This window comes from Streptomyces sp. NPDC045967, from assembly GCF_056430495.1.
Map to the genome: position 1 here is coordinate 265,911 of NZ_JBWKLE010000007.1, position 25,477 is coordinate 291,387.

Annotated in this window: 25 protein-coding genes; 15 read left to right on the plus strand and 10 right to left on the minus strand. The window is 72.7% G+C overall.

Translation table 11 applies throughout. The annotated features are described in order from the left end of the window. Positions 1-98 precede the first annotated feature (98 nt). Positions 99-779: a histidine phosphatase family protein gene (locus AC07FY_RS17505; RefSeq protein WP_479006943.1), complete on the minus strand. Its 681-nt coding sequence runs from the start codon at positions 777-779 to the stop codon at positions 99-101. Beyond that, positions 776-2,098 (minus strand): glutamate-1-semialdehyde 2,1-aminomutase, encoded by a 1,323-nt coding sequence (hemL, locus tag AC07FY_RS17510; protein ID WP_479006945.1) that lies wholly within the window; start codon positions 2,096-2,098, stop codon positions 776-778. The genes AC07FY_RS17505 and hemL overlap by 4 nt, the downstream gene beginning before the upstream one ends. 133 nt (positions 2,099-2,231) lie before the next feature. Between hemL and AC07FY_RS17515 the strand changes: the two genes are divergently transcribed. The 4 genes from AC07FY_RS17515 to AC07FY_RS17530 all read left to right on the plus strand — a co-directional run bounded on the left by AC07FY_RS17515 (position 2,232) and on the right by AC07FY_RS17530 (position 6,066). Then, a complete protein-coding gene (locus AC07FY_RS17515) occupies positions 2,232-2,840 on the plus strand; it encodes a hypothetical protein (protein ID WP_479006948.1) in 609 nt (202 codons plus the stop codon). Positions 2,841-2,920: 80 nt separating this feature from the next. Next, complete coding sequence (locus AC07FY_RS17520; protein ID WP_479006950.1) at positions 2,921-3,460, plus strand: GNAT family N-acetyltransferase; 540 nt, start codon at positions 2,921-2,923, stop codon at positions 3,458-3,460. A gap of 59 nt (positions 3,461-3,519) precedes the next feature. Continuing rightward, the gene (locus AC07FY_RS17525) at positions 3,520-4,263 is read left to right on the plus strand and encodes a Mut7-C RNAse domain-containing protein (RefSeq protein WP_479006953.1); all 744 of its coding nucleotides are present in this window, start codon (positions 3,520-3,522) and stop codon (positions 4,261-4,263) included. 57 nt (positions 4,264-4,320) lie between these two features. Next, positions 4,321-6,066, plus strand: a complete 1,746-nt coding sequence (locus tag AC07FY_RS17530; protein ID WP_479006955.1) for an FAD-dependent oxidoreductase — start codon at positions 4,321-4,323, stop codon at positions 6,064-6,066. Here AC07FY_RS17530 and AC07FY_RS17535 read toward each other — a convergent pair. After that, positions 6,054-6,575: a hypothetical protein gene (locus AC07FY_RS17535; RefSeq protein WP_479006958.1), complete on the minus strand. Its 522-nt coding sequence runs from the start codon at positions 6,573-6,575 to the stop codon at positions 6,054-6,056. The two genes, AC07FY_RS17530 and AC07FY_RS17535, sit on opposite strands and share 13 nt — an antisense overlap. A 126-nt stretch (positions 6,576-6,701) precedes the next feature. Between AC07FY_RS17535 and AC07FY_RS17540 the strand changes: the two genes are divergently transcribed. The 3 genes from AC07FY_RS17540 to AC07FY_RS17550 all read left to right on the plus strand — a co-directional run bounded on the left by AC07FY_RS17540 (position 6,702) and on the right by AC07FY_RS17550 (position 8,724). Beyond that, the gene (locus tag AC07FY_RS17540; protein WP_479006961.1) at positions 6,702-7,037 is read left to right on the plus strand and encodes a YnfA family protein; all 336 of its coding nucleotides are present in this window, start codon (positions 6,702-6,704) and stop codon (positions 7,035-7,037) included. A gap of 54 nt (positions 7,038-7,091) precedes the next feature. Further along, positions 7,092-7,862, plus strand: a complete 771-nt coding sequence (locus tag AC07FY_RS17545; protein ID WP_479006964.1) for an SDR family NAD(P)-dependent oxidoreductase — start codon at positions 7,092-7,094, stop codon at positions 7,860-7,862. 196 nt (positions 7,863-8,058) lie between these two features. Beyond that, positions 8,059-8,724 carry a hypothetical protein gene (locus tag AC07FY_RS17550; protein WP_479006967.1) on the plus strand — a complete coding sequence of 222 codons (666 nt, stop codon included), beginning with the start codon at positions 8,059-8,061 and terminating at the stop codon, positions 8,722-8,724. Between the two features lie 76 nt (positions 8,725-8,800). On the opposite strand, the gene AC07FY_RS17555 is transcribed toward AC07FY_RS17550, so the two are convergent. Next, a complete protein-coding gene (locus tag AC07FY_RS17555) occupies positions 8,801-9,994 on the minus strand; it encodes an RtcB family protein (RefSeq protein ID WP_479006970.1) in 1,194 nt (397 codons plus the stop codon). A gap of 192 nt (positions 9,995-10,186) precedes the next feature. On the opposite strand from AC07FY_RS17555, the gene AC07FY_RS17560 reads away from it, so the two are divergent. The 3 genes from AC07FY_RS17560 (at position 10,187) to AC07FY_RS17570 (ending at position 13,446) form a co-directional block, all read left to right on the plus strand. Continuing rightward, positions 10,187-11,029, plus strand: a complete 843-nt coding sequence (locus AC07FY_RS17560; RefSeq protein ID WP_479006972.1) for a DUF3558 domain-containing protein — start codon at positions 10,187-10,189, stop codon at positions 11,027-11,029. Between the two features lie 125 nt (positions 11,030-11,154). Next, on the plus strand, positions 11,155-11,916 hold the full coding sequence (locus tag AC07FY_RS17565; RefSeq protein WP_479006975.1) for a DUF3558 family protein: 762 nt from the start codon (positions 11,155-11,157) through the stop codon (positions 11,914-11,916). Positions 11,917-12,030: 114 nt separating this feature from the next. Continuing rightward, positions 12,031-13,446 (plus strand): DUF2637 domain-containing protein, encoded by a 1,416-nt coding sequence (locus tag AC07FY_RS17570; protein ID WP_479006978.1) that lies wholly within the window; start codon positions 12,031-12,033, stop codon positions 13,444-13,446. A gap of 81 nt (positions 13,447-13,527) precedes the next feature. On the opposite strand, the gene lysS is transcribed toward AC07FY_RS17570, so the two are convergent. Continuing rightward, positions 13,528-15,267, minus strand: coding sequence for a lysine--tRNA ligase (lysS, locus tag AC07FY_RS17575; protein WP_479006980.1), 1,740 nt, complete (start codon positions 15,265-15,267; stop codon positions 13,528-13,530). 219 nt (positions 15,268-15,486) lie between these two features. Between lysS and argS the strand changes: the two genes are divergently transcribed. Beyond that, on the plus strand, positions 15,487-17,247 hold the full coding sequence (gene argS / locus AC07FY_RS17580) for an arginine--tRNA ligase (RefSeq protein WP_479006982.1): 1,761 nt from the start codon (positions 15,487-15,489) through the stop codon (positions 17,245-17,247). Between the two features lie 61 nt (positions 17,248-17,308). On the opposite strand, the gene AC07FY_RS17585 is transcribed toward argS, so the two are convergent. Next, the gene (locus AC07FY_RS17585) at positions 17,309-17,818 is read right to left on the minus strand and encodes a hypothetical protein (RefSeq protein WP_479006985.1); all 510 of its coding nucleotides are present in this window, start codon (positions 17,816-17,818) and stop codon (positions 17,309-17,311) included. A gap of 2 nt (positions 17,819-17,820) precedes the next feature. Further along, entirely contained in the window at positions 17,821-18,657 is an 837-nt protein-coding gene (locus AC07FY_RS17590) for a Crystal protein ET79 (RefSeq protein WP_479006988.1), read from the minus strand. 231 nt (positions 18,658-18,888) lie between these two features. On the opposite strand from AC07FY_RS17590, the gene AC07FY_RS17595 reads away from it, so the two are divergent. After that, the gene (locus AC07FY_RS17595; RefSeq protein ID WP_479006990.1) at positions 18,889-21,657 is read left to right on the plus strand and encodes an AfsR/SARP family transcriptional regulator; all 2,769 of its coding nucleotides are present in this window, start codon (positions 18,889-18,891) and stop codon (positions 21,655-21,657) included. A gap of 30 nt (positions 21,658-21,687) precedes the next feature. Here the strand turns inward: AC07FY_RS17595 and AC07FY_RS17600 are convergent, their stop codons facing one another. Then, positions 21,688-22,209, minus strand: coding sequence for a hypothetical protein (locus AC07FY_RS17600; protein ID WP_479006993.1), 522 nt, complete (start codon positions 22,207-22,209; stop codon positions 21,688-21,690). Positions 22,210-22,396: 187 nt separating this feature from the next. Here AC07FY_RS17600 and AC07FY_RS17605 point away from each other — a divergent pair, with 187 nt between their 5' ends. After that, the gene (locus tag AC07FY_RS17605; RefSeq protein ID WP_479007114.1) at positions 22,397-23,194 is read left to right on the plus strand and encodes a VOC family protein; all 798 of its coding nucleotides are present in this window, start codon (positions 22,397-22,399) and stop codon (positions 23,192-23,194) included. Between the two features lie 12 nt (positions 23,195-23,206). On the opposite strand, the gene AC07FY_RS17610 is transcribed toward AC07FY_RS17605, so the two are convergent. After that, positions 23,207-23,566, minus strand: a complete 360-nt coding sequence (locus AC07FY_RS17610) for an ATP-binding protein (protein WP_479007117.1) — start codon at positions 23,564-23,566, stop codon at positions 23,207-23,209. A 177-nt stretch (positions 23,567-23,743) separates the two neighbouring features. On the opposite strand from AC07FY_RS17610, the gene AC07FY_RS17615 reads away from it, so the two are divergent. After that, positions 23,744-24,529, plus strand: coding sequence for a helix-turn-helix domain-containing protein (locus AC07FY_RS17615; protein WP_479006996.1), 786 nt, complete (start codon positions 23,744-23,746; stop codon positions 24,527-24,529). Beyond that, positions 24,526-24,711 (plus strand): DUF397 domain-containing protein, encoded by a 186-nt coding sequence (locus tag AC07FY_RS17620; RefSeq protein WP_479006999.1) that lies wholly within the window; start codon positions 24,526-24,528, stop codon positions 24,709-24,711. The genes AC07FY_RS17615 and AC07FY_RS17620 overlap by 4 nt, the downstream gene beginning before the upstream one ends. Here AC07FY_RS17620 and AC07FY_RS17625 read toward each other — a convergent pair. Further along, positions 24,683-25,465: a TetR/AcrR family transcriptional regulator gene (locus AC07FY_RS17625; RefSeq protein ID WP_479007002.1), complete on the minus strand. Its 783-nt coding sequence runs from the start codon at positions 25,463-25,465 to the stop codon at positions 24,683-24,685. The genes AC07FY_RS17620 and AC07FY_RS17625 overlap by 29 nt on opposite strands. Between the last annotated feature and the right edge of the window lie 12 nt (positions 25,466-25,477).

The following is a 25,477-nucleotide window of genomic DNA, read 5'->3' on the forward strand; positions in this document are numbered from 1 at the left end:
TTCCCGCGCGTCTTGTTCCTCAAGGGGCAAAGCTGTAACGGATCGTCACAACGTCAGGGGCGAGGAACCAGAGGGCCCGGGCGGGGGCCCCGGTGCCCTCAGGCGCCGAACGCCTTGGACTTCCCCTTCACCGGCTTGGCCCCGGCCAGCAGGTGGGCGGGCACCAGATCCCGGGCCGGCTCGCTGTAGCCCACCGACACCAGCTCGTCGCCCTGGTAGGTGAAGGACGTCATCGAGGCCAGCGTGCACTGGCGGCGGCGCGGGTCGTGCCACAGCCGGCGCTTCTCCGCGAAGCTGCGCACGATCCAGATCGGCAGCTGGTGGCTGACCGCCACCGCCTCGTGGCCGCGGGCCGCGTCGCGGGCCGCCTCCAGCGCGCTCGTCATCCGGACCACCTGCTCCACGTACGGCTCTCCCCAGGAAGGCCGGAACGGGTTCGTCAGGTGCTTCCAGTTGCCGGGCCTGCGCAGCGCACCGTCGCCGACGCCGAAGGTCTTGCCCTCGAAGACGTTCTCCGCCTCGAGCAGCCGCCGGTCCGTCGCCAGGTCCAGGCCGTGGCTCTTGGCGATCGGCGCCGCCGTCTCCTGCGCCCGCTCCAGCGGGGAGGACACCACGTAGGCGATGTCCCGCCCCTGGAGGTGCTCGACGACCCGGTCCGCCATCCGGCGGCCCAGCTCGGACAGGTGGTAGCCGTCCCGGCGCCCGTACAGGACCCCGTCCGGGTTGTGCACCTCACCGTGGCGCACCAGGTGGACGACGGTGATCTCGCTGCTGCTCATGCGGTGGCCTCCGCGGCGGCCCGGGCCGCGGCCGGCAGGGCCGCCGCGATCCGCTCGACCGCCCGCTCGTCGTGGGCGGTGGACACGAACCAGGACTCGAAGGCGGACGGCGGCAGGTAGACGCCCTGCGCCAGCATCGAGTGGAAGAAGCCGTTGAAGCGGAAGGACTCCTGCTTCCTGGCGTCGTCGTAGTTGCGCACCTCGTCCTCGGTGAAGAAGACGGAGAACATGTTGGAGGCGGTCTGCAGCCGGTGCGCCACGCCCTCCTTGGCCAGCGCCGCGGTCACCAGCCCCTGGATCTCCTTCGAGACGGCGTTCACCTTCTCGTACGCGGCGTCGTCCAGCAGGCGCAGCTGCGCGAGACCGGCGGCGGTGGCGACGGGGTTCCCGGAGAGCGTGCCCGCCTGGTAGACCGGGCCGGCCGGTGCCAGGTGGCCCATCACGTCGGCGCGGCCGCCGAAGGCCGCGGCCGGGAAGCCGCCGCCCATCACCTTGCCGAAGGTCATCAGGTCGGGCGCGACCCCGTCCACGCCGTACCAGCCGGCGCGGGAGGTCCTGAAACCGGTCATGACCTCGTCGGAGATGTACAGGGCGCCGTTCTCGCGGCACAGGTCCGCGAGCCCCTGGTTGAAGCCCTCGGCCGGGGTCACCACGCCCATGTTGCCGGGCGCGGCCTCGGTGATCACACAGGCGATCTCGCCGGGGTGGGCGGCGAAGGCCGCCCGGACCGCCCCGAGGTCGTTGTAGGGCAGCACGATCGTGTCGCCGGCCTGCGCGCCCGTGACCCCGGGGGTGTCCGGGAGGGCGAAGGTCGCGAGCCCGGATCCGGCGGCGGCCAGCAGGGCGTCCACGTGGCCGTGGTAGCAGCCGGCGAACTTCACGACCTTGGCCCGGCCGGTGAACCCGCGCGCCAGCCGGATCGCCGACATCGTGGCCTCCGTACCGGAGGAGACGAGCCTCACCTGCTCGACGGGGGCGACGCGGGCGACGATCTCCTCGCCGAGCGCGACCTCGCCCTCGCCGGGCGTGCCGAAGGAGGTGCCGCGGGCGACGGCCGCCTGGACCGCCTCGATCACTTCGGGGTGGGCGTGGCCGAGAATCATCGGTCCCCACGAGCACACGAGGTCGACGTACTCACGGCCGTCGGCATCGGTGAGGTACGGACCGGTGCCGGACACCATGAACCGGGGCGTACCGCCCACGGCGCGGAAGGCGCGCACCGGAGAGTTCACGCCGCCGGGGGTCACGAGGGAGGCGCGCTCGAAGAGCGTCTGCGAAACTGGGGCTTCATACGGGTACGGGTAGCTCACACCAGCCATGGTCTCAGAGGCCGCGACAGTCTTGCGGGCGGGCGTTTCACCGCGCCGCCGCGGGGGAGGTCACTGCCATGATGATCAGGCTGCGTGGCGGGGGCCGCGGGGCCGGGGCAGGCAAGACCAGTCGGGTGGAGATATGCAACGCGGTGGTGGACCGGGCGAGGGTACGGACGGCCTCGACCCGCAGCGCGCCCGCGAGGCCCGCGAAGCCCGCCGCCGCGGCAGGCACCGCCGCCGCGCCACCGAGGCGGCCGACGCCGTCCCGGGTCCGGCGGAAGCGCCGGACGACCTTCCCAGGGGTCGCGGTATGGGTGTGACGTACAAGTACTTCGGGGCGCCCGACGGCGCCACGGCGGCCCGCGTCCCCGTGACGATGCGCCCCGAGGAACTCGGCGGCGACGAGCTCGGCATGGGCGGCCTGTTCACCAAGATCAAGCCGGAGACGGTGGCCGCGATGGTCCTGACCGGCATCGAGGGCATACCCCTGCACAAGGTGCCCCCGCTGGAGCTGGTCGTCCTGCACCCCGACTACGCGGTGGTCAAGCTCCCCATGACCGTGGTGGACCCGCTGCGCGGGATCGGCGAGGAATCGGTGGGCGCGGCCGCGTTCATCTGGTCCACCGTCCCCGACCGCGGCGGCCCACGCGACGCGTTCGACGTCTACCAGCTGCTGCACGAGTGGCAGGACTTCTCCCACCGCCTCCACGAGGCCGGCCACCAGCCGTACTGCCTCGTCTGGCCCTGACCCGGCGCGCAGGCGTCCGCGCGTCCACGCGTCGGCCGCCGGCAAGCCCGCCGGCCGTCGGGATCTGGCAGCCTGGCCGTATGGAATCCGTACTGCTGAACCCCTGGGGCCCGGGGGACTTCTGGCTGCTGGAGCGCAAGAACGAACCCGCCATGACCCGGTACCTGGGCGGGCCGGAACCGGCGCAGAAACTGCTCGACCGGCAGGAGCGGTACGAGGCCATGAGCGTGCGGGAGCCCTCCGCCGGGCGGATGTTCCGCGTGGCGCTGGCGGCCACCGGGGAGAGCGTCGGCAGCGTCGGCTTCTGGGAGCGGGAATGGCGGGGCGAGGCGGTCTACGAGTGCGGCTGGGGCGTGCTGCCCGAGTTCCAGGGCCGGGGCCTGGCCGTGGCCGCGGTGACGGAGCTCCTGGCCTACGCCCGGACCCACGGCACCCGCGACACCGTCCACGCCTTCCCCGGCACCGACCACGCGGCCTCCAACGCGGTCTGCCGCCGGGCGGGCTTCGCCTGCCTGGGCGAGGTCGCCTTCGAATACCCGGCCGGAGTCCCCCACCCCGGCAACGACTGGTGCTACCACCTCAGGCCCCCCACCCCCCCACCCCTGACCCCTGACCCCTGACCCATCCGACCACCCGTAATTCGGCGCGGCCACCGCCGGTGCGGTGGCATGCTGACAGGGTGAACGGACCCGGCATTCAGCTCACCCTCGCCCCCGAACTGCGCCTGTTCGCCGCGCCCAGCCGGCGCGCCGAGCGGGTGCCGACCACCACCGACGGCGCCTCCAGCCTCGGCCACGTCGTCGAATCGGCCGGCGTCCCGCTCACCGAAGTCGGCCGCCTCCTCGTCGACGGCCGGGAGGTGCCCGTCTCCTACGTGCCCCAAGAGGGCCAGTCGGTCGAGGTGTTCGGCGTCGAGCGCCCGCAGCGGGTGTCCGGCGCACCGCTCCGCTTCCTGCTCGATGTCCACCTCGGCACGCTCGCCCGCCGCCTGCGCCTGCTCGGTGTCGACGCCGCCTACGAGAACGAGGACATCGGCGACCCCGCCCTCGCCACCCGCTCCGCCGCCGAGCGGCGCGTGCTGCTCTCCCGCGACCGCGGACTGCTGCGCCGCCGCGAGATCTTCGCCGGGGCGTACGTCTACAGCGACAACCCGGACGAGCAACTGCGCGACGTCCTCAGCCGGTTCGCTCCGATCCTCGCGCCGTGGACCCGCTGCACCGCCTGCAACGGCCCGCTGCGCGAAGCCGACAAGGAGAGCGTCGGCGACCGCCTGGAACACGGCACGCACCGCTCCTACGACGTCTTCGCCCAGTGCACCGACTGCGAGCGCGTCTACTGGCGCGGCGCCCACCACGCCCGCCTGGAGCGGATCGTGGACGAGGCGCTCCTGGAGTTCGGCACCGCCGGCTCGGGAACCGTCTGACGACAGGCGGCGCGACACCCGTGCCCCGGCGGCCCCCGGCTGGCAGACTGCCGAGGCATGACCGCCGCACCGGGCGCGGATGACGCCCAGAACACCGAGGGCAAGGCCGAGGACGAGGCCGAGGGCACCGCGGACTTCCGCGGAGGCCCCGCCGCGGACGGCAGACCAGACGGCAGCGGAGGCGGCACCGCACGCGGCGCGACGGGCGGCACCGCGGCCGGCGCCGCCGATGACACCGCCGAGGACGCCATCGATGTCGTCGTCATCGGCGCCGGGCCCACCGGGCTGCTCCTCGCCGGTGACCTGGCCGCCGCCGGACTCTCCGTCACCCTCGTCGAGCGCCGGCCCCGCACCGCCGCCAACCTGACCCGCGCCTTCGCCGTGCATGCCCGCACGCTCGAACTGCTCGACGCGCGCGGCCTCGCCGACGCGCTCGTCTCCACCGGCCGGCGGATCGACCGCCTGCGCCCCTTCGGAGGCATGGCCCTCTCCCTTCAACGGCTGCGCAGCCGCTACCCGTTCGTACTCATCACCCCTCAATATGAGACAGAGAAACTCCTCGAGCGCCGCGCTCTGTCCACAGGCACGGACATCCGATATGACAGTGAGCTCATCGGACTGCGCCAGGACCACGACACCGTCACCCTGGACCTGCGCCGCACCACCGACGGCGCCCGCAGCACGCTCCACGCCCGGCACGCCGTCGGCGCCGACGGTGTGCGCTCCACCGTCCGCACCGCCCTCGGCCTGCCCTTCCCCGGCCGGGCCGTCGTCCGCTCCATGATCCTCGCCGACGTCCGGCTGACCGACCCGCCGGAGGACCTCCTCGCCGTCGACGGCGACGCCGGTGCGTTCGGCTTCCTCGTCCCCTTCGGCGACGGCTGGTACCGGGCCATCGGCTGGCACCGCGACGGCCGCGCCCGCGACGGCGACCCCGTCGGCCTCGACGAGCTGCGCACCATCCTGCGCACCGCGCTGGGCACCGACCACGGCATGCACGACCCCCGGTGGATGTCCCGCTTCCACAGCGACGAACGCCAGGTCCCGCACTACCGCTCCGGCCGCGTCTTCCTCGCCGGCGACGCCGCGCACGTCCACTCCCCCGCCGGCGGCCTCGGCATGAACACCGGCCTCCAGGACGCCGCCAACCTCTCCTGGAAGCTCGCCGCCGTCCTGCACGGCCAGACGCCCGACCCCGAGGCGCTCCTCGACAGCTACCACCGCGAGCGGCACCCCGTCGGCCGCCTCGTCCTGCGCATCAGCGGCGCCCTGGTCCGCGCGGTCATGGCCACCGGACCCGTCCGCCGCACCGCCCGCGGCCTCGGCGCGGCCCTCCTGCCCCGTATCGGCCCCGCCCGGGACCGCGCCCTCGGCCTGGTCTCGGGCATCGGGATCGCCTACCCGCCGCCGCCCGGCGGTCGCCGCCCCGCCGGCCGCCGCGCCCCGGACCTCGCCCTGGAACCCGGCCCCCACGGGCAGCGGCTCTACGAGGTCCTGCGCACCGGCGGCTTCGTCCTGATCACCCCGCCCGGCCGGCCCACCCCGCCCGGAGCCCCCCTCACCCACGTCCACTGGCGCACGGACCGGCGCGCCCCCGACCCCGCGGCCACCCCCACCACCCCCACCACCCGCCGCCCCACCCCGCGCACCGCCTGCGTCCTGGTGCGCCCCGACGGATACGTCGCCTGGAGCGCGCCCCGGCCCACCAACGCCGGCCTCGCGGCGGCCGTGGCGGCCCACCTCCTGCCCACGGCCACCCCCACCGCCTCCGGCGCCCCGGCCGGCCCCGCTCAGAAGGCGTAGGCGTCCCCGGTGTCCAGCGCGAGCACCGCGCACTCGTCGTTCGTGCGGTTGCGGTCCGTCACGCCGCCGTTCCACCAGGTGTCGACCCGCACCACCACCTCCGGCGGGCGCTCGCGCAGCTCCAGGACCAGGCCGATGTGGCGCCCGCGCCCGCGGGAGGGCAGCGGCCCGGTCTCGCACAGCACCTCGCGCGGCCCGACCCGCGCACAGCCCTCCGACAGCTTCTGGCGGTCCGCGAGGTCGGCCGACAGCCGCAGCCGCAGCGCCGCGTTGGGCACCGTCTGCGGCCCTTCGTTCTGCGGGACCAACCAGATACGCAGGTGACCGCGGGCCAGGGACACCCGCCCGTGGTACGCCACGTCGGCCTCGGCCCCCGCGGGCAGCGGAGCCCCCGCGAACGCCAGGGCCGGCGCCCCCGCAACCGCAGGAGCCGCGCCCGCGGGCACCGCCCCACCGAACGCCAGCAACCCCGCCAGCACCACACTCCGTACGGCAACACGGTTCGGCACCGCCACCACCTCCACGCGCGGACGCTAGCCACCACCCCGCCCCGCCGGTCGGACCATCACACGAAGGAGGGCGGGCCGAGCCGCCATTCGCCCGCCCCGGCCGGCCGCCGCCGTAGGCTTCAGGCCATGCTCATCGCCCGCTCCGCAGCCCTCTTCGCCCTCGCCGCGCTCCTGGAGATCGGCGGGGCCTGGCTCGTCTGGCAGGGCGTCCGCGAGCACAAGGGCTGGGCCTGGATCGGCGTCGGGGTGATCGCCCTCGGCCTCTACGGATTCGTCGCGACCCTCCAGCCCCAGGGCGACTTCGCGCGCGTCCTGGCCGCCTACGGCGGGGTCTTCGTCGCCGGCTCCCTGCTGTGGGGCGTCGTCGCCGACGGCTACCGCCCCGACCGCTGGGACGTCGTCGGCGCGCTCGTCTGCCTCACCGGCATGGCCGTGATCATGTACGCCCCGCGGGGCCGCTGACCCCACCTATGCTGGCTGGTGATCGACCGTACGAACGAACGAGGAGCCCCGCACATGAGCACGGCCACCCGAACCGCCGTCGTCACCGGAGCGAGCAGCGGCATCGGTGCCGCCACCGCCCGGCAGCTCGCCGCGGCCGGCTACCACGTCGTCCTCACCGCCCGCCGCAAGGACCGCATCGAGGCCCTCGCCGCCGAGCTCACCTCGGCCGGCCACGAGGCCACCGCCCACGCCCTCGACGTCACCGACCGGCCCGCCGTGGACGCCTTCGCCGCCTCCCTCGCGGACCTCCCGACCCTCGCCGTGCTCGTCAACAACGCGGGCGGCGCCCTCGGCGCCGAGCCCGTCGCCACCGCGGACCCCGCCGACTGGCGCACGATGTACGAGGTCAACGTCATCGGCACGCTCCACATGACCCAGGCCCTGCTCCCCGCGCTCACCGCCTCCGGCGACGGCACCGTGGTCGTGCTGTCCTCCACCGCCGGCCACTCCACGTACGAGGGCGGCGCCGGCTACGTCGCCGCCAAGAACGGCGCCCGCGTCCTCGCCGAGACCCTCCGCCTGGAGATCGTGGGCCGGCCCGTGCGCGTCATCGAGGTCGCCCCCGGCATGGTCAAGACCGAGGAGTTCGCGACCACGCGCTTCCGCGGCGACACCGAGAAGGCGGCCCAGGTGTACGCGGGCGTCGCCGAGCCGCTGTCCGCGGACGACGTGGCCGACACCATCACCTGGGCCGTGACCCGCCCCAGCCACGTCAACATCGACCTCCTGGTGGTCCGCCCCCGCGCCCAGGCCTCGAACACGAAGGTCCACCGCGAGCTGTAGCCCCGCGGCCCGCGGGCGCCGCAGCCCCTCCCGGCGCGGACGGGCCGCTCACCCATGCATCCGATCAGCTCCATTTGTGCCCCTATGTGATGATCACACCTCGCGCCTCGCGCCCTTCCGCGCCGGCCCGCCCGAGGATCCGTGTCGAGGCCCTTCGCGCCTCACCAACCAACCGGTTCCACGAGGAGCAACACACATGAGTCCTGAGCAAAGGACGCCGTTCCGTATGGGTCCGCTTCCCCGGCAGAGCAAGGTGCTCGCCGCCGGCGCGGTGGCATCGATGGCAATCGCGGTGCTCGGCTTCGCCACCCCCGCGCAGGCAGCCGCCGCGAACCCGCAGCCGGCCGCAGCGGCGTCGGCAGACGCACGGGTCGGCGATGAGTGCGAGGACGACTACGTCGACGAGGGTCCCGACGCCAAGGTCCGCGGCACCGGCGACGAGTGCGGCCGGGACGGCCGCGACGGTCGGGACGGCCGCGACGGCCGCGACGCCCGGTGCGGGAACGACATCGACTCGGTCCGCCCGAACGCCAACGAGGAGATCAGCATCCTCCTGGTGGACGGGACCGCCTTCGGCGGCCACCGCGTCGGCGCCCCGCTCGCCACCGCGCCGTTCAACCGCCAGAACCTCACCACCACCGCGAACCCCGGCTACCCCACCGACCGGAGCACGGTCTGCTCCGCCTCGGTGACCTCGCTGGGGAACGAGACGAGGTTCAAGGTGCAGACCAGGGACGGGATCGTCTACGAGCTCGTGTGCGCCTCCAACGGCACGACCGTGAACTGCGTCGGTGCCTCCTGGACCGCCATCGGCTTCACCCCGGTCGCCACCGGCCCGTTCGCCAAGGCCCAGCGCCCCTGACCCGCCCGGGATCCCGCTGAACGACGTGTGCCGCGCCCGGCACCTCCCGGGCACGGCACACGTGCGTCGGCCCGCGTCAGCCCTTCACGCAGATGACCTGCTTGATCTTGGCCACGACCGCGACCAGGTCCGTCTGCTGGTCGATGACCTGCTCGATCGACTTGTACGCGCCCGGGATCTCGTCCACGACCCCCGAGTCCTTGCGGCACTCGACGCCCTTGGTCTGCTCGGCCAGGTCCCGCGCGGAGAACTTCTTCTTCGCCGCCGTCCGGCTCATCTTGCGGCCCGCCCCGTGCGAGGCCGAGTTGAAGGACTTCTCGTTGCCGAGCCCCTTCACGATGTACGAGCCGGTCCCCATGGAGCCCGGGATGATCCCGTAGTCACCGCTGCCCGCGCGGATCGCGCCCTTGCGGGTGACCAGCAGGTCCATGCCGTCGTACCGCTCCTCCGCCACGTAGTTGTGGTGGCAGCTGATCTCCCGCTCGAAGGAGACCTTCGCCTTGCGGAACTCCTTGCGGACGACCTCCTTGAACAGGCTCATCATGGCCGCGCGGTTGTACTTCGCGTACTCCTGGGCCCAGAAGAGGTCGCTGCGGTACGCCTCCATCTCGGGAGTCGCCGCGAGGAAGACCGCCAGGTCGCGGTCGACCAGGCCCTGGTTGTGCGACAGGGCGCGCGCCACGTTGATGTGGAAGTCGGCGAGCTCGTTGCCGATGTTCCGGGAGCCGGAGTGCAGCATCAGCCAGACCGAGCCCGACTCGTCGAGGCAGAACTCGATGAAGTGGTTGCCCCCGCCGAGCGTCCCGATCTGCTTCGCGGCGCGTTCCCGGCGGTGCTTGACCGCGTCGGTGAGGTGGTCGAAGCGCTTCCAGAGGTCGTCGAACCCGTCCACCGAGAAGCCGTACAGGCGGGACGGATCCACCACCTCCTTGTGCAGCCCCGTACCCACGGGAATCGCCTGCTCGATCCGCGACCGCAGCTTCGACAGGTCCCCCGGCAGGTCGTTCGCCGTCAGGGAGGTCTTCACCGCCGACATCCCGCAGCCGATGTCCACCCCCACCGCCGCCGGGCAGACCGCGTCCTTCATCGCGATCACCGAGCCGACCGTGGCGCCCTTGCCGTAGTGGACGTCCGGCATGACGGCCAGGCCCTTGATCCACGGGAGGGTGGCCACGTTGCGCAGCTGCTGCATGGCGTGGTCCTCGACCGACGCGGGATCGGTCCACATCCTGATCGGGACCTTCGCCCCGGGCACTTCTACATACGACATATGGATTCAATCCCCCGAAAACCGCAGAAAACTCGGAATACGCAAAAAGCCTCGCTCTTGATCCCAAATACGACAGGGGACCGGCGCCAGCACCAGCGTGTGCGATAGACATTGTGTCCATCCGCGCCCGAGCCGCGGCAACGCATTTTCCTGACCGCCGGGTGGCCGGCCGGTCGAAGGGAGCCATACGACGTGCAGCGCAAGGCGGTACGGCGAGCCCTGCCGGGCATCGCGATGCTCACCGCGCTCGGGGCCGGCGCGGCCGGTCTGACCGGGTGCACCGGCGGGGGCGGCACCGGCGGCACCAGCGACTCGAAGGCCGGCGGCAGCCAGGCGGCGCCCGCCCAGCCGGGGAGGTACCGCATCCTGCCCGCCCCCTGCAAGGCCGGTGTCGACAGCAAGCGCCTCAAGACCATGCTGCCGGCCGCGCCATCGCTCACCCCGGAGCAGCGCGACCAGCTCTACGCCGGCACCGCCGACGCCTCCTACGACGGCGACCGGCGCGTCGGCTGCCGCTGGACCGCGCAGACCCCGGAGGAGACCCGGCTGCTGTCGGTCGGCTTCGAGCGCGTGGTCTCCTACGACCGGGCGACCGCCGGCGACGAGGACAAGGCGCACCAGGTGTACGTGCGCCAGCTGACCGACGCCAAGCTGCCCTTCCCGGGCCCGACGGCGAGCCCCACCCCCTCGTCCGCCGCCGCCCCCACGCCCACGCCCACCGTCCCGGCCGCGCCGCAGCCCGGCGGGACCACCCCGCCCTCGCCCTCCGCCAGCCCGTCGGTCCCGGTCGAGCTCGGCTCGCGCGTGCTGGAGGGCCTCGGGAGCGAGGCGTTCATCGAGGACAAGCTGAGCCCCGCGGGAGCCGCCGCGGCGCAGTCGCGCACCGTGCGCATCGTGTTCCGCACCTCGAACGTCATCGTCACGCTGGAGTACAGCGTGCAGCCCGCGCTGCCCGGGACCGTCCCCTCCAGCGTCGAAACCCAGGACAGGACACGGCAGTTGGCGCAGTCCCTGGTCGAGCGCCTGGGCGAGTGAGGGGGCCGCGGCACCGCCCGGGGTGACGGCGCGCACAGCACGCCGCCACCCGATCGGGCTACCGTTGCCCGGGCCCCCCGCCCGGCCCGTGTCCGAAGAAGCACCACCAACGCACTGAAGGAACCATGCACCGATCAGCCTCGCGCCTCACCCGCGTTCTCGCCTGCGCAGCCGTCCCGGTGATCCTCACCGTCGCCGGGTGCTCGTCCGATTCGGGCAAGGGCTCCGGCTCCGACGGCGGCAAGAAGTCCGAATCCTCCGCGTCCGGCCAGCCGAGCGCGAAGCCCTCCCCGACCCTGGAGAAGGCGGCGTACGCCACGCTCCCGGACCCGTGCAAGGCCGTCCCGACCGCGACGGTCGACACGCTCGTGCCGGAGGCGAAGGAGAAGAACGGCACGGCGACCAAGTCCAACGACCTGGCCAGCCGCGCCAGCTGCTCCTGGAACGGCCTGGACGAGGACGGCCTGAAGGGCTCGCAGTACCGCTGGCTCTCGATCTCCTTCTTCCGCTACGACTCGCAGGCATCCCTCGGCAGTGCCAACAAGCGCGCGGAGGAGCAGTACACCAAGCAGGTCGAGGCGTCGAAGGCGTCCGAGGGCGCGCAGAACCTGAAGACCGAGGAGGCCGGCGGGATCGGCGACCAGGGCACCTCGGTCGTGTACAGCGTGAAGAAGGACGTCGACTTCTTCAACACCACGATCGTGGCCCGCACGCAGAACGTGGTCGTCACGCTCGACTACAACGGCGCCGCCTACGAGGGCGCCGGTGCGCCGGACCAGGCGAAGCTGCTCCAGGACGCCATCGCGGCGGCGAAGGAGGCCGTGGCCTCGGTCGACGCGGCGAACAAGCAGCCCGAGCAGCCCCAGTCCCCGCCGGCCGCGCAGTAGGGCGGGCCCGACTGGAGCGGTGACACCGGGTCACCCGTACGCTGTGCCTGCCGCAGCGTGGTAAAGGCTCGGTAAGTGTGCTCGACCAAGGGGAGGGGATCGCGGGTGGCGGCGATGCAGCTGACTCGTACGCACCGGATACTCATCGGCGTCGTGGTCGCCGGAGCCGTCGTCATCGCGGGCATCGGCTTCGCGGGCTCGTACTCCGCGGTGCGCGCCCTCGCCCTGCAGAAAGGCTTCGGCAGCTTCTCCCTGGTCTTCCCGATCGGCATCGACGCGGGCATCTGCGTCCTGCTCGCGCTGGACCTGCTGCTGACCTGGATCCGGATCCCCTTCCCGCTGCTGCGCCAGACGGCGTGGCTGCTCACCGCGGCGACGATCGCCTTCAACGGCGCCGCGGCCTGGCCGGACCCGCTGGGCGTCGGCATGCACGCCGTGATCCCGATCCTGTTCGTGGTGACCGTCGAGGCCGCCCGGCACGCGGTGGGCCGGATCGCGGACATCACCGCGGACCGGCACATGGAGGGCGTGCGCCTGACCCGCTGGCTGCTCTCCCCGGTGCCCACCTTCAAGCTGTGGCGCCGGATGAAGCTGTGGGAGCTGCGCTCCTACGAGCAGGCGGTCGGCATGGAGCAGGACCGGCTGATCTACCAGGCCCGCCTCCAGGCGCGGTACGGGCGTGCCTGGCGGCGCAAGGCCCCGGTGGAGGCGCTGATGCCCCTGAAGCTGGCCCGGATCGGTGTCCCGCTGGCGCAGACGGCCCCGGAGGGGCTGGCGGCGGCGGGCATCGACCCGGCGCTGCTGCCCCCGGCGGCGCCCGCTCCGGCGGCCGCTGCGGCTCCCGCGCCCGCCCTGGAGGCGGCGACCGCGTCCGCCGGGCCCGGACAGGAGGCGGCATCTCAGGCCCCCGCGCAGGCCCACGCCCCGTCGCTGCCCGCCGCCCAGGACCAGGCGTACGCCGAGGGCCGGTCCCCCGCCCCCTCACCGGCCGAACACCAGGTCCCCGTCGCGGCCGCCGCCCCGCCGCCGTTCGCGGTGGATCCGACCGCCATGCCCGCGGCCCACAACAGCGCCTGGTTCGCGGCGCCGCTGGCTCCGCAGGCGGCGTACGAAGGCGGTTACAACCCCCAGTACGTCGAGGGTCTGGAGCCGACGCCGGTCATGCGCCCGGCCGGCCCGGAGGAACCGCAGCCGGGGCAGCCGGGGCAGCCGCACGCCCAGGAGCAGTTGCCGCCCCCGCGCCACGAGGACGCCCCGGGCGCCGTGGGCACCGCGGTCGCTCCCGGCGCCCCGGCCGGCGTGGACGAAGCCGACGGGCCGGACGAGACCGAGTTCGCGGACGTCGCGTACAAGGTGTTCCGCGCCCTGGTGGACGAGCAGAACGACTTCCCGACGGCGGAGGCGCTCGACATACACCTGTCGGACGGCTACGGCGTCACCCACCCGCGCAGCGGCTCCCTGCTGCGCCGCATGATCCCGGCGTTCAAGCAGCGCTACCAGAAGGACCTGGAGAACGAGCACATCGCCTGACCGGCGAAGGCCAGGCATGCGGAAGGGCCCGCACCCCCCGGCGGTTTCCGGGGGTGCGGGCCCTTGCGCATACGGGCCAGATCAGGGCGCGAGCAGCTTGCGCACCCGGTCCGCGCCCACCGCCAGCAGCAGCGTGGGCAGCCGCGGCCCGGTCTCCCGGGTCACCAGGAGCCGGTACAGCAGCGCGAAGAACGTCCGCTGCGCGACCTTGAGCTCCGGCGTCGGCTTGGCGTCCGGCTCGAGCCCGGCCATCACCTTCGGCACGCCGTAGACCAGCGTGGTCAGCCCGTCCAGGGACCAGTGCGAGTCCAGCCCCTCCACCAGCAGCCGCAGCGACTCGCGCCCCTCGTCGTCCAGGGACGACAGCAGCTCGGTGTCGGGCTCCTCGCGTACGAGGGTCCGCTGGTCGGCGGGGACCTGCGTGGTGATCCAGTTCTCGGCGCGGTCCAGGCGCGGGCGTACCTCGTCGAGCGAGGTGAGCGGCTTCTGCGGGTCCAGGTCGCTCAGGATGCGCAGGGTCTGCTCGTCGTGGCCGGCGGTGACGTCGACGACCGAGGCGAGCGTCCGGTAGGGCATCGGGCGCGGGGTGCGGGGCAGCTCGTGCGAGGCGACCCGGACGGCGCGGCTGTGCGCGGCCGCGTCGGCGGGCAGCACGGAGCCGTCCGCCACCTTGGACTCCAGCTTGTCCCACTCGTCGTAGAGCCGCTGGATCTCCTGGTCGAAGGCGATCTTGAAGGACTGGTTCGGGCGGCGGCGCGCGTACAGCCAGCGCAGCAGCTGCGGCTCCATGATCTTCAGGGCGTCGCCCGGGGTCGGCACCCCGCCCTTGCTGGAGGACATCTTCGCCATGCCGCTGATGCCCACGAACGCGTACATCGGGCCGATCGGCTGCTCGCCGCCGAAGATGTGCACGATCTGGCCGCCGACCTGGAACGACGAGCCGGGCGAGGAGTGGTCGACGCCGGAGGGCTCGAAGACGACGCCCTCGTAGGCCCAGCGCATCGGCCAGTCGACCTTCCAGACCAGCTTGCCGCGGTTGAACTCGCTGAGCCTGACCGTCTCGGTGAACTCGTCCTCGGTGCAGACGTAGGTCATCTCGGTGGTCTCGTCGTCGTACGAGGTGACCTTGGTGAAGTCCTTGCCGCACGCGCCGCAGTACGGCTTGTACGGGTAGTACCCGCCCTCGCCGGTGCTGCCGTCGTCCTCGGCGGCCGCGCCGGAGCCCTCGGCGGCCTCCAGCTCGGCCTCGTCCACCTGCTTCTGCTGGGGCTTCTTGCCGCCCGGCTTCTGCTTGGTGCGGTACTGGTCGAGGACCGCGTCGATGTCACCGCGGTGCTTCATCGCGTGCAGCACCTGCTCGCGGTAGACGCCGGAGGTGTACTGCTCGGTCTGGCTGATCGGGTCGTACTCGACGCCCAGGTCGTCCAGCGCCTCGACCATGGCGGCCTTGAAGTGCTCGGCCCAGTTCGGGTGGGGCGAGCCCTCGGGCGCGGGCACGGCGGTCAGCGGACGGCCGATGTGCTGCGCGTGCGACTCCTCGGTGACGCCGGGGATGCCCTTGGGGACCTTGCGGTAGCGGTCGTAGTCGTCCCACGAGATGAGGTGGCGGACCTGGTGGCCGCGGCGGCGGATCTCGTCGGCGACCAGGTGCGGGGTCATGACCTCGCGCAGGTTGCCCAGGTGGATCGGGCCGGAGGGGGAGAGTCCGGACGCGACGACGACAACCGGGGATTTGCCGCCGGGTGCTCGGCGCTCCGCCTCGGCGATGACCTCGTCCGCGAAACGGGAGACCCAGTCGGTCTCGGTGCTGCTCTGCGCCACGACACGTCCTTCTATCTCGAATGATGGCTGCGGCCATTCTCCCAGACGCCGGCGGCCGCTCGGCGGTTGTTTTCCCCGCCGTCCCCGCCGCCCCTGCCGACCGCCCTTTCCCGCCGCCGGTTTTCTCCCGCGAAACGGGTGGCCCTCACGTGGGATACTCGGCCCTTGTCGGAACAACCAAGTGCACCCACCGGCACGACCTCACAGGAACGGCAGCTCATGGCCTCGGTCCCTTCCCTCGCTTCTTCCGTCAACCAGCGCGTCGCGGACGCCCTCGCCTCGGCTCTGCCGCAGGCCGGTGGCGCCGACCCGCTGCTGCGACGAAGCGACCGGGCCGACTTCCAGGCCAACGGCATCCTGGCGCTGGCGAAGAAGGCCGGGGCCAACCCGCGCGAGCTGGCGGCGACCGTCGTCGAGGGCATCGACACCGGTGACCTGTTCCAGGAGATCGAGGTCTCGGGCCCCGGCTTCCTCAACATCACCCTCACCGACCGGGCGATCGTCGAGACGCTCGCGGCGCGGTCCCTCGACGACCGGCTCGGCGTACCGCTCGCGGCGAACGCCGGCACCACGGTGATCGACTACGCGCAGCCGAACGTGGCGAAGGAGATGCACGTCGGCCACCTGCGGTCCGCCGTGATCGGCGCGGCGATGGTGGAGATCCTGGAGTTCACGGGTGAGAAGGTGGTCCGCCGCCACCACATCGGCGACTGGGGCACCCAGTTCGGGATGCTCATCCAGTACCTGCTGGAGCACCCGCACGAGCTGGACCACAAGTCGGAGCGGGAGGTCTCCGGCGAGGAGGCCATGTCGAACCTGAACCGGCTCTACAAGGCCTCGCGCGCGCTCTTCGACTCCGACGAGGAGTTCAAGACCCGCGCCCGGGCCCGGGTCGTGGACCTCCAGGCCGGCGACCCGCAGACCCTGGCGCTGTGGCAGCGGTTCGTGGACGAGTCGAAGATCTACTTCTACTCCGTCTTCGACAAGCTGGACATGGACATCCGGGACCCCGACGTGGTCGGCGAGTCCGGCTACAACGACATGCTGGTCGAGACGTGCAAGCTGCTGGAGGAGTCGGGCGTCGCCGTCCGCTCCAACGGCGCGCTGTGCGTGTTCTTCGACGACGTCAAGGGCCCGGACGGCAACCCGACCCCGCTGATCGTGCAGAAGTCGGACGGCGGCTTCGGCTACGCCGCGACCGACCTCTCGGCGATCCGCAACCGCGTCTCCGAGCTGTCGGCCACCACCCTGATCTACGTGGTCGACGCCCGCCAGTCCCTGCACTTCAAGATGGTCTTCGAGACCGCCCGCCGGGCGGGCTGGCTGACCGACGGGGTCAAGGCCGTCCAGCTGGCGTTCGGCACGGTCCTGGGCAAGGACGGCAAGCCGTTCAAGACCCGCGAGGGCGAGACGGTCCGGCTGGTGGACCTGCTGGACGAGGCCATCGACCGCGCGGCGGCCGTCGTCCGGGAGAAGGCGCAGGACCTGTCCGAGGCCGAGATCGGCGAACGGGCGGTCCAGGTCGGCATCGGTGCGGTGAAGTACGCGGACCTGTCGACCTCCGCCGCGCGCGACTACAAGTTCGACCTGGACCAGATGGTCTCGCTGACGGGTGACACGTCCGTCTACCTCCAGTACGCGTACGCCCGCATCCAGTCCATCCTGCGCAAGGCCGGGGACGCCAGGCCGGCCGCCCACCCGGAGCTGGCCCTCGCCCCGGCCGAGCGCGCGCTGGGCCTGCACCTGGACCACTTCGGCGAGCTGATCGCCGAGGCGGCGTCGGAGTACGCGCCGCACAAGCTGGCGGCGTACCTCTACCAGCTGGCCTCGCTCTACACGACCTTCTACGCGGAGTGCCCGGTCCTCAAGGCGGAGACCCCGGAACAGGTCGAGAACCGCCTGTTCCTCTGCGACCTGACGGCCCGCACCCTCTCGAAGGGCATGTCCCTCCTCGGCATCCGGACCCCCGAGAAGCTCTGACGCGGGGCGGCTCGACACGGTGGCCCCGCCTCCCTTCCGGGGAGGCGGGGCCACCGTCGTGTCAGGGGCGTTGGTTGACCATGTACCAGTGGAAGGCCTGGGCGGCTCCCACCACCCCGGCGGCGGCGAGGGTCAGGAACTGGCGCGTCCGCTTGTTCTGCAGTGCGACCGTCCCGCCGGGACCGGCCGTCACGTACCAGTGGAACTGGTCGCCCTGGCCCTCGCCGACGTGGATCGCGGAGCCCGAGGAGGCCAGGCTCTGCCGGTTCTGCTCCGCGTCCATGTTCACGAGCGAGATGGTGCCGTCGTTGTTCCCGGTCACCTGCCATACGGCGTTGTCGTGCCGCGAGCCGTACCAGAGCCGGCTGGCCTGGCACACGACGGAACCGAAGTAGTCGTTGTCGCCGATCCACTGGTCGGGCGCGTTCTGGGGCGCGATCACGTACGTCTGTCCCGGCGTCGGCCCGGCGGTCACGCCGACGGAGGCGGGGGCCGGGGCGGCCGAGGCGGCCGAGGCGGCGGTCACGGTCAGCGCGGCGGCGCACGCCACCGCTGCGATGCGTCGGTTCATCGTCAGCCCTTCGTCACGGTGAACGTCACGGCGGCGTTGTCGCCGCTGCCGTCGTACTGCCTGCAGCTGAAGCCCTCCGGAACGGTGCAGTAGTAGCTGTTGCTGCCCGAGAAGGGGTTGTTCCAGCCGATGCTGACGTTGCCGACGTTGAGCATGCTGTACACCGCCGCCCCTTCCGTCCCGGTCATGAAGCCGTTCGACTCCGACCGCCAGGTGCCGTCACCGAACGGGTACACCCGGTCCGGCGGGATCATGTTCTCGCTCCACGTGCCGTGCGACAGGCTCGACGAGGTGCGGTCCATCGTGTTGGGGGTGCGGTTCTGCAGCTTGACCTGCGTGCTGCGGGCCGCCATCGCGGAGAACGACCCGTCCCGCGCACCGGCGGGTGCGGCCGCCGTCCTCGCGCCGTCGCGGCCGATGGTGAAGGTCACGGTCGCGTTGTCGCCGCCGCCGCCCGTGCGCGCACAGGTGTAGCCGACGGGCACGAAGCAGCTGTAGTGGTTGCTGCCCACGTACGGGTTGTCCCAGTGGATGGCGGCCTCGCCACCGGTCCCGAGGGCGTACCAGGCGTCGCCTTCCGTCCCCGTCATCATCCCCGAGGAGTGCGAACCCCAGGTAGCGGACTTGTAGCCCTCGATCGTCTCGGGCGGAGTCGCGTCGTCCCAGACCCCGTGCGAGAGCGACGTGTAGTTGCGGTACATCGTCGTCGAGGTCTCGTTGACGACGGTCACCTTGGTGCTGCGCGCCGACTGCGCCACCACCGAGGTCTGCTGTGAGGTGTCGTTCCCGGTCGCCGCGACGGCCGTGACGGCCGGGGCGAGCGCCATGGCAGCAGCCATGACCGCCACCGCGGTTCGCCGTGCTCCTCTGTGGAATCGCGAGTTGGTCAACATGCCCGTCTCCTGTTCCTCGTTCCGGCTTTCGCAGCGATGAGCTTGCCGACGCGGCCTAACGGCGATCTAACGCGGATTCCGGCTGAGTTGATGTGCTTGGTGAATCACTTCGCGCCTTTATCCCTCTTCGCCCGCGAGTGGGCCCGTATGGGCTCGTAAGGTGCGGCAAGGAACGACGTGGGGCAGGTGGGGCGCGTGATGGACTTCCGGTTGCTCGGGCCGGTGTCGGCCTTCTCGGCGCGGGCCGAGATACCGCTCGGGCCGCCCAAGCGCAGAGCCCTGCTGGCCCTGCTCGTCCTGGCGGACGGCGCTCCCGTGGGTGCCGAGCGGATCACCGAGGCCCTGTGGGACGACCGGCCGCCGACGCACGCCCGGACCGTCGTGTACGGCCATGTGTCCGCCCTGCGTGGCCTGTTGCGCGCCGAGCGGGACACCGACGTCGTCACCCGGGACAGCGGGTACGCCCTGCGCGCCGCACCGGGGTCGGCCGACCTATGGCGCTTCCGCGAGCTGGTGCGCCGGTCCGCGGCGCCGTCCCCGGGGGAACAGCCGGCGGAGCTGCTGCGGGAGGCCCTCGGGCTGTGGCGCGGTCCGGTGCTCGGCGGGGTGGGCGACACCCCGCTGATCACCGCGGCGGCCGACCGGCTGGTGGAGGAACACCTGGCGGCGCTGGAGCAGTTCGCCTCCGCCCTGCACGCAGGTGGCCGGGGCGCGGAGGCCCTCGCCCTGCTGTGGCCGGCCGCCGAGCTGCACCCGCTGCGCGAATCGCTGATCGCGGCGCTCGTCCGCGCGCTGCACCACGCGGACCGCCAGGCCGACGCCGTCGCGCTCTACCGGCGTACGCAGCGCCGGCTCGCCCGGGAACTGGGCGTCGACCCGGGCGCCGCGCTGTCGGAGGCGTACCTCGCCCTGCTGCGCGGCAGGCCGCCGCAGCCCCCACCGCCGGCCCCGCGGGCCTCTCAGGGCTCGCAGTACCGGCAATCCCCGCAGACCCCGCCGTCCCCGCAGACCCCGCCGTCCCCGCAGACCCCGCAGACCCCGCAGACCCCGCAGTCCCCGCCGTCCCCGCAGCGGGCGGCCGCCGCGGCGCGCACCCCGGCGGCCCGGACGCGGAAGGCCCCGGCGTCCCCGGCCCCCGCGCCGCCGTTCCTGTTGCCCCGCGCTCCGGCCGGCTTCGTCAGCCGTACGGACGACCTCGCGCGGCTCACCGGGACCGCCCGCACGGACCGGGCGCCGCTCAGCGTGATCACCGGCCCGGCCGGGGTCGGCAAGACCTCGCTCGCCGTGCACTGGGCTTACGCGCACGCCGCCGACTTCCCCGACGGCGTCCTCTACGCCGACCTGCGCGCCGGGGAACCGGACGGCACCGGCCCCCGGACGACCGGTGTCCTGCACGACTTCCTGCTGGCCCTCGGCATCCCGGAGGAGGACCTGCCCGCGGAGGCGCGAGCCGCGGAGAACCTGTACCGCGCGACGCTCGCCGGCCGCCGCGCCCTCGTCCTGCTCGACAACGCCCGCGACTCGGTCCAGGTCCGCCCCCTGCTGCCCGGGACCCCCGGCTGCACCGTGCTGGTCACCAGCCGCAACCGGCTGGAAGGGCTGGTGGCCACCGATTGCGCGCGGCTGCTGCCGCTGCGGCGGCTGGCGCCCGCCGACGGGGTGCGGGTCCTGCGCACCGTCATCGGCGACGGGCGGGTGGAGGCGGAGCCCGCCGCCGCGGAGGAGCTGTCCGTCCTGTGCGACGGCCTTCCGCTGGCCCTGCGGCTGGCCGCCGCCCGGCTCGCCGCACGACCCCTGCTCCCGCTGCGCGCCATGGCCGACGGTCTGGTCGACGAACACCAGCGGCTCTCCCTGCTGCGCGGCGAGGACCTCGGTGTCGGGGCGACGCTGCGGATGAGCGTGCAGCAGCTGCCGGCGGACGCCGCGCTGCTCTTCCGCCAGCTCGCCCTGCACGTGGGCTCCGAACTGGACGCCGGCGCCGCGGCCGCCCTCAGCGGCCTGCCGCCCCTGGCGGCCCGCGGAGCCCTGGAGGACCTGGCCACAGCCCACCTCGTCGAGGAGCGGACCAGCGACCGGTACCTGATGCACGACCTGACCCGCCTGTACGCCCGTTCGTGCGCCGACCGGGCCGACGCCGGGGGACTGCACCGGCTGCTGGTGCACTACCTGTCCGCCGCCCGGGCCGCCGTGGCAGCGGCCGAACCCGGCAGCCAGCCCTGCTGCACCCTGCCCGCCGGTGTGCTCGCGCCCGTTCCGCCGCCCGTCTTCGCCGACCGCGCCGAGGCGATGGCCTGGCTGGTCACCGAGCGGGCCAACCTCACCGCGGCCGTCGCGGCCGCGGCCGGCGCCGGGCACCCCGAGCTGGCCTGGCGCATCGCCGTCCAGCTGTGGCCGCTGATCGTGCGCCAAGTACACGACGGCTGGGAGCCGGTCCTGCAGCACGCCCTCACCGCCGCCACCGGCCTCGACGACCCGGACGCGCAGTCGCGCCTGCGCTCGCTGCTCGGCTGGGTCCTCACCGAGAACGGACAGCTCCCCGCGGCACTGGAGCACCTGAGCCGGGCACCGGACCTGGCCTTACGGGCGGCGGACCCGCCCGGCCAGGTCATCGCCCTGGTCAACTGGGCCATCGCGCTGGAGCGCGCGGGCGACACGGCGGGCGCCGGGGTCCGGCGCGAACAGGCCGCGCGCATGGCCCAGGGCCTCGATCACCCCCACACCGAGGCCCTGGCCCTCTACCACCTCGCCGCCCACTGCCTCGCCACCGGACGCCCGGACGAGGCGCTGGCCCATGGCCGGCGGGGCCTGGAGCTGGCCTGCGGCGAGCAGTCGGAGGAGCGCCAGGCGCTGCTCCTGGAGACCTGCGGCGAGGCGCTGCGTGCCCTCGGCCGCGGCGAGGAGGCCCGCCGCTTCCGGAGGCGGGCGGCGGCCCTCACCGGGCGGTGAGACGCCCGCGCCGGCCCGCGGGCACCGGCGTCAGACCAACCGCACCTCGAAGGTCACCGAGGCATTGTTGCCGGAGCCCCCGGTCCGCTCGCACGAATAGCCGGACGGCACCCGGCAGCTGTAGGTGTTGCTGCCGACGAACGGATTGCTCCAGTGCACCTCCACGGGACCGTGCTCCGTCGCGTAGACCGCCCGGCCCTCGGTGCCGGTCATGGCCCCGTTCGACTCCGACTGCCAGCGGCCCGCGGCGTACGGGTCTATCCATCGGGGCAGGCTGGAGCTCCACATCCCCGAGCGCAGCGACGCCTCCCCGAACGTCCAGTGCCGGTCGGTCAGGTTCACCAGCGTCACGTGGGTGCTGCGTGCCGCCAGGATCCCCGGGACGGGCTGCCGCTCCCCGGCCGTCACCACCGGCTGCGACACCGCGTGTGCGGGTCCGGCCACCACACCGGCCAGGACCGCCGCGGCCCCCACTGTCGCCACGCGCCGCGCGATCCGCCCCCGGAACGTGCCCCGTCCCCCGTACTGCTTCACCGTTGCTTCCACAGCCATCTCCCCATCTCCCGTTCTCCGATGTCGCGGGCCCGGCCCGGCGCCCGGACGGAACGCTGCCCGAGGGTTCTAACGGCCGACGTGACGCGGACCTAACGTCACCCGGACGGCCCGGTTCGCTGCGTGCCGCCCGGGTAGGGGACGGCCCGTCCGTCCCCCGCCCCCACCGGAGGCCCCCGTGCCCGACATGAACGGCCCCTACAAGCCCGGCACCCCGTGCTGGATCGACCTGATGGTCCCCGACCAGCAGGCGGCCCTCGACTTCTACTGCGGCCTCTTCGGCTGGCAGGGCGAGGTCGGCCCGCCCGAGCAGGGCGGCTACTCCGTCTGCACCCTCAAGGGCAAGCCCGTCGCCGGGATCATGAAGGCGATGAACCCGGACGGCAGCATCCCCGACCCGATGCCGCCGACCGTGTGGACGACGTACCTGTCCACGGACAGCCTCGACTCGACCGTCAAGTCCCTGACCGACGCCCGCGGCCAGGTCGTCATGGGACCGATGGACGTCATGGACCTCGGCAGGATGGCCGTGGCCGCCGACCCGACCGGCGCCGTCTTCGGCCTGTGGGAGCCCGGCACCTTCGACGGGGCCGGCATCGTCAACGAGCACGGCGCGCTGATCTGGAGCGAGCTGAGCACCGGCGACACGGATGCCGCCGCCGCGTTCTACTCCGCCGTCCTGCCGGTCACCACGGCCCCGAGCGAGATGGAAGGCGGCCCGGCCTACACGGAGTTCAAGGTCGCGGGCCGCTCCGTGGCCGGGATGATGAGCCTCGACAACCTGCCGCCCGGGACGCCGCCGAACTGGCTGCCGTACTTCCACGCGGACGACGTGGACGCCATCCAGTCCGCGGCCGCCGAAGCCGGCGCCACCGTCGTGATGCCCGCCTTCGACATGGCGGCGGGCCGCATGGCCGTCCTGGCGGATCCGCAGGGCGCGGTGTTCGCGGTGATCACGGCGAAGGCGCCGGAACAGCCCGCCTGATCCCCTCGCGGGTCAGCGGAACTCGCACCACACGACCTTGCCCGGCGCCCGGGGCACCACACCCCAGGCGTCGGCGAGGGCCGCGACGAGCGTGAGCCCCCACCCGGGCGGCCGCTCCACCATCCGCGACAGCCCGGGCCCGCTGTCGTGCGCCTCGACCCGGACGGTCCCGTCCTCGAAGACGAGCAGCCGCAGCCGGTATCCCCGACCGGGCGGAACCCCGTGCCGCACCGCGTTCGTCGCGAGTTCGCTCACGCAGAGCAACATGTCGTCCATGCGGGATGTCACACCCCACGCGTCAAACGTCTCCGCCGCGAAGTGCCTGGCAGCGGGCACGGTTTGGCGTGCCCGCGGGTAGAAACGGTCGCGCATCAGGGCGGGTTGAGTATTCACGTTCACGAGATGATCGTCGCGTTCCGTGACTAACGTGCATCAGTGAACCAACCCGTACCCGCTATCAGTACGGGTTGGTACGGGTACTTGGCAGGCGCAGGTGGGGAGTTCACGTTCATGCCACCAAGGAAGCGGGCACGGCCCAACGCGACAGCGATGAAGATGGTCGGGGAGCAGTTGGCTGTCTGCCGCGTCGCAACAGGAATGACCCAGAAGGAGCTCGGCAAGCGCGTCGGCCTTCAGGAGGAGAGCATCGCCTCCATCGAGCAGGGCAGACGGCCCTTGATGCCGGACGTGGCGGAATTGATGGACCAGATCCTGGGACTGCCCGGCGTTCTCACCGTTGCCGCGCACAAGATGCCGCAGATCGACGTGATCCCCGCCTGGGCAGAACCGCTGATCAATCTGGAGCAGAAGGCCGCTGCCTTGTCCTCGTACGAAAACCAGGTCATCCCGGGCCTGCTCCAGACCAAGGCGTACGCCGAGGCCGTCTTCCACAGCCGCGTCCCGCTGTACGCCGACAGCGAGGTCGCGGATCAGACGGCCGCACGCATGGACCGCCAGTCCACGTTGCGGCGCGAGAAGCCGATGCTGGCCAGCTTCGTGATCTGGGAGCCCGTGCTCACCTGCCCGCTCGGAGGCCGGGAAGTTCTCGACGAGCAGCTCCGGTACCTGCTGTCCTGCTCCGAACTGACGGGCGTGTCGATCCAAGTTCTACCGTTGAACCGGGTCCGCCATCCGGCCTTGGACGGCCCGTTCGTCCTGCTGGAGACCCCGGACCATCAGCACATCGCGTACCTGGAAACGCACCGCGGCAGCCTGGTCGTCTCCGACCTCGACGAGGTCAGCATCCTCTCGCAGAAGTATGCAATGCTGCGAACACAGGCCCTCAACCCCGAGGAAACCAGGGACCTGTTGAAACGGCTGCTAGGAGATCCATGAGCACCGAACTCACGTGGTTCAAGTCCAGCTACAGCGGCAGCGAGGGCGGCAACTGCCTGGAGGTCGCCACCGGGACGGACACGGTGCACGTCCGTGACTCCAAGGTCACGGACGGCCCGACCCTGGCCCTGGCCCCCGCCGCCTGGGCCGACCTCACGGCTTGGGCCGGCCCCGCGAGCTGATCAGCTCGGCCAGACCATCCAGCACGCGGCCCAATCCGAACGCGAACTGGAAGTCCGGCTCGCCGGACCCCGTGAACGCGTCGGACTCCAGCAGCCGCGTCACCGCCGGGTGCGTGTCCGGGCCGGTCATCAGCCGTAGCGTGCGCACGTACTGGGCCATCACCTGGTCCGGCGCCACGCCGGACTTCAAAATCGCGTCCATCATGTCCGCCGCCATGACGGCCTCGTTCCGCACGAGCCCGCCGATCAGGATGATCGCCGAGATCTTCTCGCCCTCCTCCAGCCCGGTGTCGGCCAGCGCCGCGAGCCCCCGTTCCATCCAGGCGAGCTGGTTCGGGCTGACCGGCGCCGCGGTGATCGGGATGCGCAGGATCCAGGTGTTGGCCATCAGGACGGCCCGCTGCGCGTACGCCCACTCCGAGACCAGCTCCCGCCACCCCCGCGGCTCCCCACCGGGCGGCGTCGGCATCGGCGCCGGCGGCAGACCCACGCCCGCGTCCGCCATCAGGATGTAGAGCTCCTCCTTCGCGGTGACGTACCGGTAGAGGGACATGGTGGAGACGCCCAGCTCCTTGGCCACCCGGCCCATGGAGACGGCCTCGATGCCCTCGGCCGCGGCCAGCGCCATCGCCGCGTCCACGATCCGCGGGAGCGTGAGCGTGGGGCGCGGGCCCTTGCCGGGGCGTTCGCGCAGGCCCCAGGCCATTTCCAGGCTCGCCGGCAGCCCGGTCCCGCCCGCCGGTTCCTTCGCCATCGCCGCCTGCTC